The sequence below is a fragment of the Actinomadura sp. NPDC023710 genome (assembly GCF_040639875.1).
In the GTDB taxonomy this organism is placed as follows: domain Bacteria; phylum Actinomycetota; class Actinomycetes; order Streptosporangiales; family Streptosporangiaceae; genus Spirillospora; species Spirillospora citrea.
Window position 1 is genome coordinate 98,128 of sequence record NZ_JBFAGB010000026.1, and the last position, 14,004, is coordinate 112,131.

At 72.8% G+C, this 14,004-nt stretch carries 14 protein-coding genes; 9 read left to right on the top strand and 5 right to left on the bottom strand.

Going from position 1 to position 14,004, the window contains the following annotated elements; translation table 11 throughout:
• Position 1: 1 nt before the first annotated feature.
• Positions 2-976: an alpha/beta hydrolase gene (locus tag AB0H37_RS27905; protein ID WP_360616279.1), complete on the bottom strand. Its 975-nt coding sequence runs from the start codon at positions 974-976 to the stop codon at positions 2-4.
• A 170-nt stretch (positions 977-1,146) separates the two neighbouring features.
• Between AB0H37_RS27905 and AB0H37_RS27910 the strand changes: the two genes are divergently transcribed.
• From AB0H37_RS27910 to soxR, 7 genes are all read left to right on the top strand, one after another.
• Positions 1,147-1,554 (top strand): helix-turn-helix domain-containing protein, encoded by a 408-nt coding sequence (locus AB0H37_RS27910; RefSeq protein ID WP_329092904.1) that lies wholly within the window; start codon positions 1,147-1,149, stop codon positions 1,552-1,554.
• A 9-nt stretch (positions 1,555-1,563) separates the two neighbouring features.
• Positions 1,564-2,343 carry a molybdate ABC transporter substrate-binding protein gene (modA, locus tag AB0H37_RS27915; protein ID WP_360616281.1) on the top strand — a complete coding sequence of 260 codons (780 nt, stop codon included), beginning with the start codon at positions 1,564-1,566 and terminating at the stop codon, positions 2,341-2,343.
• Positions 2,340-3,170 (top strand): molybdate ABC transporter permease subunit, encoded by an 831-nt coding sequence (modB, locus tag AB0H37_RS27920; protein ID WP_360616283.1) that lies wholly within the window; start codon positions 2,340-2,342, stop codon positions 3,168-3,170. Before modA ends, modB begins: the two co-directional genes overlap by 4 nt.
• Positions 3,171-3,187: 17 nt before the next feature.
• Positions 3,188-4,264 (top strand): ABC transporter ATP-binding protein, encoded by a 1,077-nt coding sequence (locus AB0H37_RS27925; RefSeq protein WP_360616285.1) that lies wholly within the window; start codon positions 3,188-3,190, stop codon positions 4,262-4,264.
• Between the two features lie 177 nt (positions 4,265-4,441).
• Positions 4,442-6,259, top strand: coding sequence for a phosphoenolpyruvate carboxykinase (GTP) (locus tag AB0H37_RS27930; protein WP_360616287.1), 1,818 nt, complete (start codon positions 4,442-4,444; stop codon positions 6,257-6,259).
• A 135-nt stretch (positions 6,260-6,394) separates the two neighbouring features.
• Positions 6,395-6,970: an HdeD family acid-resistance protein gene (locus AB0H37_RS27935; RefSeq protein WP_329092892.1), complete on the top strand. Its 576-nt coding sequence runs from the start codon at positions 6,395-6,397 to the stop codon at positions 6,968-6,970.
• A 65-nt stretch (positions 6,971-7,035) separates the two neighbouring features.
• Positions 7,036-7,590: a redox-sensitive transcriptional activator SoxR gene (soxR, locus tag AB0H37_RS27940; RefSeq protein ID WP_360616289.1), complete on the top strand. Its 555-nt coding sequence runs from the start codon at positions 7,036-7,038 to the stop codon at positions 7,588-7,590.
• Here the strand turns inward: soxR and AB0H37_RS27945 are convergent.
• Both AB0H37_RS27945 and AB0H37_RS27950 read right to left on the bottom strand, forming a co-directional pair.
• Positions 7,587-9,980, bottom strand: coding sequence for a glycoside hydrolase family 65 protein (locus tag AB0H37_RS27945; protein ID WP_179834001.1), 2,394 nt, complete (start codon positions 9,978-9,980; stop codon positions 7,587-7,589). The genes soxR and AB0H37_RS27945 overlap by 4 nt on opposite strands.
• The gene (locus AB0H37_RS27950) at positions 9,977-10,726 is read right to left on the bottom strand and encodes a beta-phosphoglucomutase family hydrolase (RefSeq protein ID WP_360616291.1); all 750 of its coding nucleotides are present in this window, start codon (positions 10,724-10,726) and stop codon (positions 9,977-9,979) included. The genes AB0H37_RS27945 and AB0H37_RS27950 overlap by 4 nt, the downstream gene beginning before the upstream one ends.
• Before the next feature lie 156 nt (positions 10,727-10,882).
• On the opposite strand from AB0H37_RS27950, the gene gndA reads away from it, so the two are divergent.
• The gene (gene gndA / locus AB0H37_RS27955) at positions 10,883-12,307 is read left to right on the top strand and encodes an NADP-dependent phosphogluconate dehydrogenase (protein ID WP_360616293.1); all 1,425 of its coding nucleotides are present in this window, start codon (positions 10,883-10,885) and stop codon (positions 12,305-12,307) included.
• A gap of 3 nt (positions 12,308-12,310) precedes the next feature.
• Here the strand turns inward: gndA and AB0H37_RS27960 are convergent, their stop codons facing one another.
• Together AB0H37_RS27960 and AB0H37_RS27965 are read right to left on the bottom strand one after the other, a co-directional pair.
• Complete coding sequence (locus AB0H37_RS27960; RefSeq protein ID WP_360616295.1) at positions 12,311-13,105, bottom strand: SDR family oxidoreductase; 795 nt, start codon at positions 13,103-13,105, stop codon at positions 12,311-12,313.
• Positions 13,102-13,287, bottom strand: coding sequence for a hypothetical protein (locus AB0H37_RS27965; RefSeq protein ID WP_360616297.1), 186 nt, complete (start codon positions 13,285-13,287; stop codon positions 13,102-13,104). Before AB0H37_RS27965 ends, AB0H37_RS27960 begins: the two co-directional genes overlap by 4 nt.
• 100 nt (positions 13,288-13,387) lie before the next feature.
• Here AB0H37_RS27965 and AB0H37_RS27970 point away from each other — a divergent pair, with 100 nt between their 5' ends.
• Positions 13,388-13,984, top strand: a complete 597-nt coding sequence (locus AB0H37_RS27970; RefSeq protein WP_329092879.1) for an HD domain-containing protein — start codon at positions 13,388-13,390, stop codon at positions 13,982-13,984.
• Positions 13,985-14,004: the final 20 nt, after the last annotated feature.

Here is a 14,004-nt window from a genome sequence, read left to right on the forward strand (position 1 = left end):
CTCAGCCGTCCAGCGCGTCGCGGACGAACGCGCCGAGCGCGGCGATCGCCGCGCGCGACTCGGGCAGGTACGGCCCGAACATCTGGAACACGTGCAGCTGCCGGTCCCACACCTGGAGCGTGACCGGCACCCCGGCCTCGGCGAGGCGCCGCGCCATCAGCTCGGAGTCGCAGTACAGCAGCTCGGTGGACCCGGCGGTGAGCAGGACGGGCGGCAGCCCCGCGAGGTCCGCGCGGACGGGGGAGACCGCGGGGTCGGCGAGGTCGAGATGGCCGAGGAACCCCTCGACGAGGCGTTCCAGCAGCGCTCCGGGGTCGGAGGGATCCAGGCCCATGTTGGCGTGCGCGAGCTTGCCGGTCAGGTCCATGTCGAGCATGGGGGACAGGGCCGCGAGCGCCGCGGGCATGGGCAGACCCTCCTCGCGGGCGCGCAGCGCCGCGGCGAAGGTGAGGTGCCCGCCCGCCGAGTCGCCCATGATGACGATGCGCCCGGGGTCGATCCCCCGCTCCTCCAGCAGCCACCGGTAGGCGGTGACGCAGTCCTCGACCTCCCGCTCGAACGGGACCGCCGGGATCATCCGGTAGTCCACCGACAGCGCCGTGGCGCCGGACGCGGCGGCGAACGAGGCGATCATCCGGCGGTGCGTGTTGAGGCCGCAGGAGATCCAGCCGCCGCCGTGCAGGTAGAGGATCGCCTTGTCGCGCGGCGGGGCGGCGCCGGGCGCGGACACCCACTCGGCGCCGAAGCCGTCGAAGCGGACCTCCTCCACGCGGATGCGCCGCGGCGTCCCGGCCCGCGCCGCGAGCCGGTCGATGAGCGCGGCGCGGCGCAGTGCCCGGTCGTCGAACGGCCGGCCGGCGAACCGGGCGAGGCCGGGCCGGACCAGCCGCCGGACGCCCGCCGAGACCGCACGGGAGCGCAGGCTCGCCGTCCCGTGCCGTTCGATCACCAGGGTCGCGGGGCCTTGTACCGTCACGGGTCCTCCTCGCCGTCGGGGGATGTAAGTAGATGGTGACATCCGCGGCGAGCAACGGGGAAGGCGGGATTCGCCTCTCGTACCTGCGAGGGTCTTCGGAGATTGATATCGCAGTATCCAGCTTTATATGGCCCTTCCCCTCGCATATGCGGTTGTCTAGGCTGTTTCGGGTGACGACGTTCAGGATCAGTGAGGCCGCCGCGCTCCTCGGAGTCAGCGCGGACACCGTCCGCCGGTGGGTGGACGGCGGCCGGCTCCCGGCGTCCCGGGACGAGCACGGGCACCGGCGGGTGCCGGGGGCCGAGCTGGCCGCCTTCGTGCGCGACCAGGCGCGCGGCAACGGGCCGTCCGACCAGGCCGAACGCTTCTCCTCGGCGCGCAACCGGATGCGCGGGATCGTCACCGACGTCCTCCGGGACGGGGTGATGGCGCAAGTCGAGATCCAGGCGGGGCCCTTCCGCGTGGTGTCGCTGATGAGCCGTGAGGCGGCCGACGACCTCGGGCTGGAGGCGGGCGTGGTCGCCGACGCCGTCGTCAAGTCCACGAACGTCGTCGTCGAAGTGCCGGACCAGGGCTGAGGAGGCGACGTGCTCAAGCGCACTGCGGCGGTGGTGGTGCTGGCGCTCACCGTCCTGGCCGGCTGCGGCGACGCCGGCGGCGAGGGCTCCTCCGGGACGGGGAGGCCGGGCGACGGCACGACCCTGACGGTGTTCGCGGCGGCCTCGCTCACCGAGACGTTCACCGCGCTCGGGAGGACGTTCGAGGGCGCGCATCCCGGTGTGAGGGTCAGGTTCCAGTTCGGCGGCAGTTCGACGCTGGCGCAGCAGATCACGCAGGGCGCCCCGGCGGACGTGTTCGCGGCCGCGAGCCCCGCCACCATGAGGACGGTGACCGTCGCCGGGGACGCGTCGGGGCGGCCGCGGGTGTTCACCCGCAACCGCCTGGTCATCGCCGTCCCGAAGGGGGACCCGGGCAAGGTCGCGAAGGTGGGCGACCTGGGCGGGCCGGGGCTGAAGGTCGTGCTGTGCGCGGTCCAGGTGCCGTGCGGCGCCGCGGCCGAGACGGCCCTGGCCGCGGCCAGGGTGGAGGTCGAGCCGGTGTCGCGGGAGAAGGACGTCAAGGCCGTCCTGACGAAGGTGGGGCTGGGGGAGGCCGACGCCGGGCTCGTCTACCGCACCGACGTGAAGGCCGCCGGCGGGAAGATCACGGGCATCGAGTTCCCGGAGGCCGCGAAGGCGATCAACGACTATCCGATCGTCGAGGTGGCCAAGGCGCCGCACAGCGCGCTCGCCAAGGAGTTCATCCAGCTGGTGGTCGGTGAGCAGGGCAGGTCGGTGCTGAGCCGGGCGGGCTTCGAGGGTCCGTGACGCGACCGCGGCGAACGTCCCGGGCGGCCCGGAAGGCGGACCGGCTGCCGGGCAGGCCGCCCTGGGCGCTGCTCGTGCCCGCGCTGCTCGGGCTCGCCTTCCTGGTGCTGCCGCTGCTCGGCCTGCTCGTCAGGGCGCCGTGGTCGACGCTCGGCACGCGCCTTCTGCAGGCACAGGTCCTGGAGGCGCTGAGGCTCTCGCTGTTCACCGCCACCCTCGCCACCGGCCTGTGCCTGCTGCTCGGCGTCCCGCTCGCCTGGACGCTCGCCCGGGTCCGCTTCCCCGGCGTCCGGCTCGTCCGGGCCCTGGTGACCGTGCCGCTGGTGCTGCCGCCGGTGGTCGGGGGCGTCGCGCTGCTGCTGGTGCTCGGACGCCGCGGGCTGGTCGGCGGGTGGCTGGACCGCGCCTTCGGCCTCACGTTCCCGTTCACCACCGCCGGCGTCGTGCTCGCCGAGGCGTTCGTGGCGATGCCGTTCCTGGTGATCAGCGTGGAGGGCGCGCTGCGCGCCGCCGACCTGCGCTACGAGGAGGCCGCCGCCACACTCGGCGCCGGCCGCTGGACGATCTTCCGGCGGGTCACGCTGCCGCTGGTCGCGCCGGGCGTCGCGGCCGGGGCGATCCTGTGCTGGGCGCGGGCGCTCGGCGAGTTCGGGGCGACGATCACCTTCGCGGGCAACTTCCCCGGCCGGACGCAGACGATGCCGCTCGCGGTCTACCTGGCGCTGGAGACCGACCCGCAGGCGGCGATCGTGCTCAGCCTCGTCCTGCTCGCCGTCTCGGTCGCCGTCCTCGCCGCGCTCCGGGACCGGTGGGTGGGCGGCGCGTGACGAGCGGAGGCGGGGAGGTGAGCCGAGCGGTCCGGGCGGAGGCGGGGACCGGCCCCCGGGGGCTGGACGCGCGGCTCGTCGTCCGCCGCGCCGCGTTCGACCTCGATCTCGCGCTCACCGCCGGGCCCGGCGAGGTCGTGGCGCTGCTCGGCCCGAACGGCGCGGGCAAGAGCACCGCGCTGCGCGCGCTGGCCGGGCTCGTGCCGATGGCGGGCGGGCACGTGCGGGTGGACGGCGCGGACCTGCGCCCGCTGGCGCCCGACCGCCGCGGCATCGGCATGGTCTTCCAGGAATACCTGCTGTTCCCGCACCTCACGGCGCTGGACAACGTCGCGTTCGGGCCGCGCTGCCAGGGCGCCGGGCGCCGCGCGGCCCGGCGGATCGCCGAGGGCTGGCTGGAGCGGGTGGGGCTCGCCGAGCACGCGTCCGCGCGTCCGCGGGCCCTGTCGGGCGGGCAGGCGCAGCGGGTGGCCCTCGCCCGCGCGCTGGCCGTCGACCCGCGCCTGCTGCTGCTGGACGAGCCGCTCGCGGCGCTCGACGCGCACACCCGGCTGGAGATCAGGGCCGCGCTGCGCCGCCACCTCGCCGGCTTCGAGGGCGCCGCCGTGCTCGTCACGCACGACCCGCTGGACGCCATGGTGCTCGCCGACCGCCTCGTCGTCGTCGAGGGCGGCAGGCTCGTCCAGCAGGGGACACCGGCCGACGTCGCGCGCCGCCCCCGCACCGACTACGTCGCGCGCCTGGTCGGGCTGAACCTGTACCGGGGCAGGGCCGAGGCGGGCACGGTGGTGCTGGACGGCGGCGCAACCCTCGACACTGTCGACTCACTCGAAGGCGAGGTGTTTCTCGCCTTCGCGCCGTCCTCGGTGGCGCTCTACCGGACCCGTCCCGACGGCAGCCCGCGCAACCTCTGGCGCACCCGTGTCGGCGCGATCGAACGGCAGGGGGACCGCGTCCGGGTGCGGCTGTCGGGCCCGCCTTTCGACGCCGTTGCGGACGTCACTCAGGCGGCGGTCGCGGAGCTCCAATTGTCGGAGGGCAGCCCCATATGGGCGGCGGTCAAGGCCACCGAGACCCACGTTTACCCTGCTTGAACGCCCCCGCGCCGTCCGGTGAGCGCGTGCGGCCGGTCGGCGGCACCTCCAGTGATATCCCTCACAAAACCGGGCATCATGCCCCAAAAGCGGACGGGATTGGTCCAGACCAAATGGCAAAAACGACGGGTCTTGTTCATCATGCAAACATCCTGCGAACAGCTGAAGGAGACGCCCGTGTCCAACCAGGTCCCCGGCCTCGACCAGGCCCCTACCGGCCACACCGAACTGATTGAGTGGGTACGCGGGATCGCCGAGCTGGCCGGACCCGACCGGGTCGAGTGGTGTGACGGCTCGGAGGAGGAGTGGGAGCGGCTCACCGGCCTTCTCGTCGAGCAGGGCACCCTGACGCGGCTCGACCCGGCCAAACGGCCCAACAGCTTCCACGCCGCCTCCGACCCCACCGACGTCGCCCGCGTCGAGGACCGGACGTTCATCTGCTCCGAGAAGCAGGAGGACGCCGGTCCCACCAACAACTGGATCGCGCCCGCCGAGATGCGGGAGACCCTGGGCGGCCTCTTCGAGGGCTGCATGAAGGGCCGCACCATGTACGTGGTGCCGTTCTGCATGGGCCCGCTCGGCGGCACCATCTCCCAGCTGGGCGTGGAGATCACCGACTCGGCCTACGTCGCCGTGTCCATGCGGATCATGACGCGGATGGGCGAGGGCGCGTTGCGTCTCATCGAGGAGCGCGGGTCGTTCGTCAGGGCCGTCCACTCCGTCGGCGCCCCCCTGGAGCCGGGCCAGGATGACGTCGCGTGGCCGTGCAACTCCACCAAGTACATCACGCACTTCCCCGAGACCCGGGAGATCTGGTCCTACGGGTCCGGGTACGGCGGCAACGCGCTGCTCGGCAAGAAGTGCTACGCGCTGCGCATCGCCTCGACCATGGCCCGCGACGAGGGCTGGATGGCCGAGCACATGCTCGTGCTGAAGCTGACGCCGCCCACCGGTGAGACCCGCTACGTCGCCGCCGCGTTCCCCTCGGCGTGCGGCAAGACCAACCTCGCCATGCTGGAGCCGACCATCCCCGGATGGAAGGTCGAGACGATCGGCGACGACATCGCCTGGATGCGCTTCGGTGACGACGGCCGCCTCTACGCCATCAACCCCGAGGCCGGCTTCTTCGGCGTCGCGCCCGGCACCGGCGAGAGCACCAACGCCAACGCGGTCAAGACGCTGTGGGGCAACAGCATCTTCACGAACGTGGCCCTCACCGACGACGGCGACGTGTGGTGGGAGGGTCTCACCGACGAGCCGCCCGCGCACCTGACCGACTGGAAGGGCAACGACTGGACGCCGGACTCCACGAGCCCGGCCGCCCACCCGAACGCCCGCTTCACCACCCCGGCCGGGCAGTGCCCGATCATCGCCGACGAGTGGGAGGACCCGAAGGGCGTCCCGATCTCGGCGATCCTGTTCGGCGGCCGCCGCGCCTCCGCCGTCCCGCTCGTGACCGAGTCGTTCGACTGGCAGCAGGGCGTGTTCCTCGGCGCCAACGTCGCGTCCGAGAAGACCGCCGCCGCCGAGGGCGCCGTCGGCGAGCTGCGCCGCGACCCGTTCGCGATGCTGCCGTTCTGCGGCTACAACATGGGCGACTACTTCGGCCACTGGCTGGAGATCGGCAAGGCGACGGACCCGGAGAGGCTCCCGCGGATCTACTACGTCAACTGGTTCCGCAAGAACGCCGACGGCGCGTTCATCTGGCCCGGCTTCGGCGAGAACAGCCGCGTCCTGAAGTGGATCGTCGAGCGCCTCAACGGCAAGGCCGACGCGGTCAAGTCCCCGATCGGGCACCTGCCGACCAGGGAGGCGCTCGACACCGAGGGCCTCGACCTGGACGACGCCGACCTGGAGACGCTGCTGTCGGTCGACACCGAGGTGTGGAAGCAGGAGGCCGCCCTCGTGCCGGAGTTCTTCGAGAAGTTCGGTGACCACACGCCGAAGGCGCTGTGGGACGAGTACCACGACCTGGTGCGCCGCCTGGAGAACTGACGCGCGGGCGGCGCCGGGCCACCGGCCGGACCCGCGGGCCGGTCGTGAACTTTGCGAAGTTCGCGACCGGCCTTTGCATTCCCCGCGGGGAACACGGGACAACACTGGAGGGGTCCCCCGTCCCGGGAGGCCGGCATGTTCGATCTGATGACCCGCCACTGGTGGGTGCTCGCGTTGCGCGGCACGTTCGCGATCCTTTTCGGCATCGTCGCCTGGGTGTGGCCGGGCATCACCGTCTGGGCGCTGGTGGTGCTGTTCGGCGCGTACGCCCTGGTGGACGGGGTGTTCGCGGTGGCACAGGCGATCCGCGGCACGTCCGCAGGGCCGCGCGGCCTGCTGGCCCTGTCGGGGGCCGCCGGGATCGCGCTCGGCATCGCGGCGCTGGTGTGGCCCGGCATCACCGCGTTCGTCCTGCTGATACTGATCGCCGCCTGGGCGGTCGCCACCGGCGTGCTGGAGATCGGCGTCGCGCTCGCGATGCGCAAGGAGCTGAAGGGCGAGTGGGCGTACGTGCTCACCGGCGCCGTCTCTCTGATCTTCGGGATCATGCTGTTCGCCTGGCCCGTCTCCGGCGCGATCGCCATCGTCTGGCTGATCGGGCTGCTGGCCATCCTGACCGGCGCCGCCATGGTCGGCGCGGCGTTCCGGCTGCGCCGGCTCGGCCAGGCGGCCGAGCGCGCGGGCGGGACGAGCCCCGCTCCCCACTACTGACCCGGCCCCCGGGCCGTGCCGGGCCCAACCTCAAGCACGGTTGAGGAACGCATAGGATCCGGTGCATGACGCGGCTGGAGCACCGGGTGCACGAACTGACCGTCGGGCAGCTCGCCGAGCGGAGCGGCGTGGCCGTCTCGGCGCTGCACTTCTACGAGTCCAAGGGGCTGATCAGGAGCCGCCGCACGGCGGGCAACCAGCGGCGGTTCGGCCGGGACACGCTCCGCCGGGTCTCGTTCATCAAGGTCTCGCAGCGCGTCGGGATCCCGCTCGGCGACATCCGCGACGCGCTCGCCACCCTCCCCGAGGAGCGCACCCCCACGGTGGCGGACTGGGCGCGCCTGTCGGAGACGTGGCGCAGCGACCTCGACACGCGCATCCGGCAGCTCGAACGGCTGCGCGACGACCTCACCGACTGCATCGGCTGCGGCTGCCTGTCGATCAGCAAGTGCGCGCTCGCCAACCCCTACGACCGGCTCGGGGACGAGGGACCGGGACCACGCCGGCTGCTCGTGCCGGCCGGCGCCGGAGGGCCCGTGTCCCGCCCGGCGGACGGGACGCGGGCCTTCGAGGCGGACGGCTGCGCGCGCGTCTGCGATCCGGAGAGCGGCCCCGCCTAGCGGCGGCGGAGGTCGCGCCCGTGCGGGTCGATGCGCCGCGGGGCCGGCTCCCGCCCCGGCGGCTGCGTCACCGCCGGGCGCACCGGGATCTGCTCGATCGGCAGCTCGACGGGCTCGTCGGCGAGGGTGAACCGCTCGCCGTGGTGCCAGAGCGTGAGGCCCCGGCCGTCCAGCAGCTCGTAGCGGGCCGCCTCACCGGTCACGCTGACCTTGATCCGGTTGCCCCGGTACCGCATCCGGAACGCCAGCCGGCTGATCCCGCCGGGCAGCCGCGGCGCGAACCGCAGCGTGCCCTTCCCCGCCCGCATGCCGCCGAACCCGGCGACGAGCCCGCTCCACGCGCCCGCCATCGAGGCGATGTGCAGCCCGTCGCGGGTGTTGTGGTTCAGGTCGTGCAGGTCCATCAGCGCGGTCTCGCCGAGGTAGTCGTGCGCCAGTTCCAGCTGGCCGACCTCGGCGGCGACGACCGCCTGCGTCTGCGCCGACAGCGAGGAGTCACGGACGGTCAGCCCCTCGTAGTAGGCGAAGTCGCGCTCCTTCTGCTCGTCGGTGAACGCGTCCCCGCACAGGTGCAGGGCGAGCACCAGGTCCGCCTGCTTGACCACCTGCTTGCGGTAGAGGTCGAAGTAGGGGTAGTTCAGCAGCAGGGGATAGTGGTCGGGTTTGGTCGCCGGGAAGTCCCAGCGGGCGTGGTTGGTGAAGCTCTCGCTCTGCGGATGGACGCCGAGCCGCTCGTCGTAGGGGATGAGCATCGCCGCCGCCGCGTCCCGCCACGACGCCGCCTCCTCGGCGTTCACACCGAGCCGGTCGGCCACGTCCGGATGGCGCATCGCCGTCTCGGCCGCCTCCTGGAGGTTCCGGCGCGCCATCAGGTTGGTGTAGACGTTGTTGTCCACCACCGCGCTGTACTCGTCGGGGCCGGTGACGCCGTCGATGCGGAACACCCCGCCCACGTCGTGGTGGCCGAGGCTCCGCCACAGCCGCGCCGTCTGGACCAGGATGTCCAGGCCGATCTCCCGCTCGAACTGCTCGTCCTGCGTGGCGTCCACGTACCGGACGACGGCGTCGGAGATGTCGGCGTTGATGTGGAACGCGGCGGTGCCGGCGGGCCAGTAGCCCGAGCATTCATGCCCGCGGATCGTCCGCCACGGGAACGTCGCGCCCTCCAGGCCGAGCTGGTTGGCACGGTCCCGGGCGAGGGGCAGCGTCATGTGCCGCCAGCCGAGGGCGTCCGCCGCGGCGCCGGGGGAGGTGTAGGTGAGGACCGGCAGCACGAACGTCTCGGTGTCCCAGAACGTGTGCCCGTCGTAGCCCGGCCCCGTCAGCCCCTTGGCCGGGATCATGCGGCGCTCCGCGCGGGCGCCGGCCTGCAGGACGTGGAACAACCCGAACCTGACCGCCTGCTGGATCTCGGCGTCGCCGTCGACCTCGACGTCCGCGCCCTCCCAGAAGTCGTCCAGGTACTCGCGCTGCTCGTCCAGCAGGCCCTGCCAGCCGGTCTGCCGCGCGCCCGCCAGCGCCCCGACCACCTGGTCGTGCAGCGCGGGACGCGACCGCCGGCTCGACCAGCCGTAGGAGATGTACTTGACGATGCGCAGCCGCTGCCCCGGCTCCAGGCGCGTCGCGACCGTCAGCCGCCCCACGTCCTTGGAGCTCTCGGTGTCGATCGCCATCGACTCCGGGCCCTCGATGTCGTGCGACATCCCGGCGGCCATCCGCAGGCCGCTCTGCCGCGTCCGGTGCAGCAGCAGCACCTTGGTGCCGTTGGCGACGTGCTCCTCGCCGACGAGGGGGCTGCTCAGGATCGCCGAGGCGCGCGGGTCCTTGGCGCCGCCGGGCAGCGCCTCGTTGGCCACCAGCTCCGACTGGGCGACCACCCGGACCGCCTCGTCCACCGGCTCGACCTCGTAGCAGATCGCCGCGACGGCCCGCTGGGTCAGCGACACCATCCGGACCGAGGTCACCTTGATCGTCCGGTCGGCCGGGGAGGTCCACTCCAGGCTCCGGGTGAGCGTCCCGGCGCGCATGTCGAGGATCCGCTCGTGGTGGTGCAGGCGGCCGTAGCGCACATCGAGCGGCTCGTCGTCGACGAGCAGCCGGATCACCTTGCCGTTGGTGACGTTGATGACCGTCTGGCCCATCTCGGGGTAGCCGTAGGCGGTCTCGGCGTGCGGCAGGGGACGCTGCTCGTAGAAGGAGTTCAGGTAGGTGCCGGGGAGCCCGTGCGGTTCGCCCTCGTCGAGGTTGCCGCGCATGCCGACGTGCCCGTTGGAGAGGGAGAACACCGACTCGGTCTGGGCCAGCCGGTCCAGCCGCAGCTCCGGCTCCCGCACGCACCACGGCTCGACCGAGAACACGGGCCGGTCGCTCTGGCCTTCGCGCTCGCTCACGGTGCCTCCAGCAGCTCGGACAGGTCGTCGACCACGACGTCGGCGCCGTGCTCGGCGAGCGCCTTGGCGTGCTCGTCGCCGACCCGGTTGACGCCGACGACGTAGGCGAACCCTCCGGCACGCCCCGCCTGGACGCCGGCGAGCGCGTCCTCGAAGACCACCGCCTCGTCCGCCGTGACGCCCAGCTCCGCGGCCCCGGCGAGGAACGTGTCGGGGGCGGGCTTGCCGGGCAGGTTCCGCTCCGCCGCGACGACGCCGTCCACGCGCGCGTCGAACAGGTCGGTGATGCCGGCCGTCCGCAAAACCTGGACGGTGTTGGCGCTGGAGGAGACCACGGCCGTCTTCAGCCCGGCCTCGCGCGCCTTGCGGACGTAGTCGATCGACCCGTCGAACGTCTCGACGCCCTTCTCCTCGATGAGCTTCAGGACGAGCGCGTTCTTGCGGTTCCCGAGACCCCTGATCGTCTCGTTCTCGGGCGGGTCGTCCGGATCGCCCTCGGGCAGGGAGATGCCGCGCGACTCCAGGAACGAGCGCGTCCCGTCCTCGCGTCTCTTGCCGTCGACGTACCGTCCGTAGTCGCGCACGGGGTCGAACTCGGTGAACTTCTCACCGGTCCGCTCCGCCCGCTCGCGCAGGTAGCCGTCGAACATCTCCTTCCACGCCGCCGCGTGCACGGCCGCGGTCCGGGTCAGCACCCCGTCGAGATCGAAGAGACACGCGGCCGCCTCGTCCGGCAGTCCCAGCATCGCACCCCCTGGTAGATGGCACCATCGAAAGTGGTCCTCAACGCGCGACCCGTTCCCGCGCCGAGCGCGGGCATGCGGGCCCGGGCGCTCGAACGGGGGGATCATGAGCCGCGTACAACCCCTTGGTCAGGGTCGCACACGAGGAGGAGTGAGCCAATGCAGAAGGCGCGAATCGGTGTCACCGGACTGGCGGTGATGGGCCGGAACCTGGCCCGCAACCTGGCCCGGCACGGGCATCCCGTGGCCGTGCACAACCGCACATCCGCCAGGACCAAGGCGCTGGTGGAGGAGTTCGGCGGTGAGGGAACGTTCCTGCCCGCGGAAACGCCGGAGCAGTTCGTGGAGTCGCTGGAGCGGCCCCGGCGGCTGGTCGTCATGGTGAAGGCGGGCGGCCCGACCGACGCGGTCATCGACGAGTTCGCGCCGCTGCTGGAGCCCGGCGACATGATCGTCGACGGCGGCAACGCCAACTTCGCCGACACCCGCCGCCGCGAGGCCGCGCTGCGCGACCGCGGGATCCACTTCGTCGGCACCGGCATCTCCGGCGGCGAGGAGGGCGCGCTGCACGGCCCGAGCATCATGCCGGGCGGCTCCGCCGAGTCCTACGAGGCGCTCGGCCCGCTGCTGGAGGACATCTCCGCCAAGGTCGACGGGACGCCCTGCTGCGTGCACGTCGGCCCCGACGGCGCCGGGCACTTCGTGAAGATGGTGCACAACGGCATCGAGTACGCCGACATGCAGCTGATCGCCGAGTCCTACGACCTGCTGCGGCACGCCGCCGGGCTCGCGCCGGACGAGATCGCCGAGGTCTTCCGCACCTGGAACACCGGCCGCCTGGAGTCCTACCTGATCGAGATCACCGCCGAGGTCCTGGCGCACACCGACGTCGCGACCGGCAGGCCGTTCGTGGACGTCGTCCTGGACCAGGCCGAGCAGAAGGGCACCGGCCGCTGGACCGTGCAGACCGCCCTCGACCTCGGCGTCCCCGTCGGCGGCATCGCCGAGGCCGTGTTCGCCCGGTCCGTCTCCGGCCACGCCGCCCTGCGCGAGGCCGCGCGGCGCCTGCCCGGGCCGTCCCGCGGCGCCGTCGCGGACTCCGGCTTCGCCGACGCCGTGGAGCAGGCCCTGTACGCCTCCAAGATCGTGGCGTACGCGCAGGGGTTCCACGAGATCCAGGCGGGCAGCGAAGAGTACGGCTGGAACATCGACCTCGGGGCGATGGCCACCATCTGGCGCGGCGGCTGCATCATCCGGGCCCGCTTCCTGGACCGCATCCGCGCCGCCTACGAGGCCGACCCGCACACGCCGACGCTGCTGACCGACGACCACTTCGCCGAAGCCGTGGGCGACGCCCAGGACGCCTGGCGCGAGGTGGTCGCCACCGCCGCGCGCCTCGGCGTCCCCGCGCCCGGTTTCTCCACCGCCCTGGCCTACTACGACTCCCTGCGGGCCGAACGCCTGCCGGCCGCGCTCACGCAGGGCCAGCGCGATTTCTTCGGCGCCCACACCTACCGCCGCACCGACCGCGACGGCGCCTTCCACACCCTCTGGGGCGGCGACCGGACCGAGGTGAGCGCCTGACGGTCAGCCCTTCCGCCACTCCGGGGACTCCAGGGCTCCCGCGGCCTGCGGCCCCATGAGCCCGAGGCCGCCGTCCACGAACAGCGACGCGCCCGTCACGTAGGACGCCTCCGGGCTCGCCAGGAACACGATCGCCTCCGCGACCTCCCTGGCGTGCCCGGGCCGCGCCAGCGGGTACCCCGCCCGGCTCTCCGGCTCGGGGGGCCGCTCGTGCTGCCCGGTCATCGGCGTCGCGATTTCTCCGGGCGCCACCGTGTTGACGGTGATCCCGGACTCGGACAGCTCCAGGGCCAGGACCCGGGCGAGCATCTTCAGACCGCCCTTGGCGGCGCAGTACGGCCCGGCCCCGACCCGCGGGTACTCCTCGTGGACGCTGGTGACGTTGACGATGCGTCCGCCCTCGCCCCGGTCGGCCATCCGCCGGGCGGCCCGCTGCGAGCACAGGAACGCCCCGTCGAGGTCGACCGAGACCACCTCCCGCCACTCTTCGAAGCCCATGTCGAGCAGTTGCCGCATGCTGCCCGTCCCGGCGTTGTTGACCAGCACCCCGAGTCCGCCGAGCTCGTCGGCCAGCTCGTCGACGGCTCCGGCCGCCCGCACCGGGTCGGTCAGGTCGTGCCGCCGGACGGCCGCCCGCCGCCCCGCGACCTCGACCTCCCGCGCCGTCCCCGCCGCCCCCTCCCGGTCGGACCGGTAGGTGATGCCGACATCGAACCCCCTGCGAGCCAGCGCGACCGCGGTCGCCTTCCCGATCCCCGAGTCGGACCCCGTGACGACGGCGACGCGGTCGTAGCTCATGGCTCCTCGTCCGGATCCAGCTCCACCCCGGCGATCGGGTCGCCGCCGCGGGTCCCGTTCTCGGCGTCCCCCTCGTATCCCTCTTCGGCGCTCTCGCTGCCCGGGACGACGCGCTCATGCGGCTGGTCCTCAAACCCGGAACTGGCCCCCGCGCCCCGGTCCTGCGGCTCCTTCTTCTCCATCCGCTCGGCTCCTCTCGCGTTCCTCGGTTCGTTCAGCCCTTTGTTGCCGCACGCCCCGTCCCTAATCACCGGCGGGCGCTCCGGTCTCTAAGGTCGTGGGGTGGAGATACCAGGGGACGACGAGATCCGGAAGCTGCACGAGCGGTACGCACCGGGAGTGGCCGCGTTCGAGGCCGTCTGGACGCACTGCGTCATCGTGAGCGAGATCGCCGAGCGGATCATGGACGGGGCGGGGCTCGCGGTCGACGCGGATCTCGTGCGGGCCGGGTGCCTGCTGCACGACCTCGGCGTCTACCGGCTGTACGGCCCGTCCGGGACGATCGATGGCAGCGGCTACGTCCGGCACGGGGTGCTCGGTCACGCGATCCTCCGGGACGAGGGGTTCCCCGAGGAGATCTGCCGGTTCTGCTCGTGCCACACCGGGGTGGGGCTGACCCGGGACGACATCGTGCGGCAGCGGCTTCCCGTGCCCGCCGGCGACTACGTGGCCGTGAGCGGCGAGGAGCGGCTCGTCATGTACGCCGACAAGTTCCACAGCAAGACCGATCCGCCGACCTTCGTGTCCGCCGCCACCTACGCCGGCCACGTCCGGCGGTACGGGGAGGAGAAGGTTCGCGTGTTCGAGGCGATGCGGGAGTCCTTCGGGGAGCCCGACCTCGGGCCCCTCCTGGAGAAGTACGGCCAGGGGCTGGTCTAGGACCGCGGGGCGGCATCCGG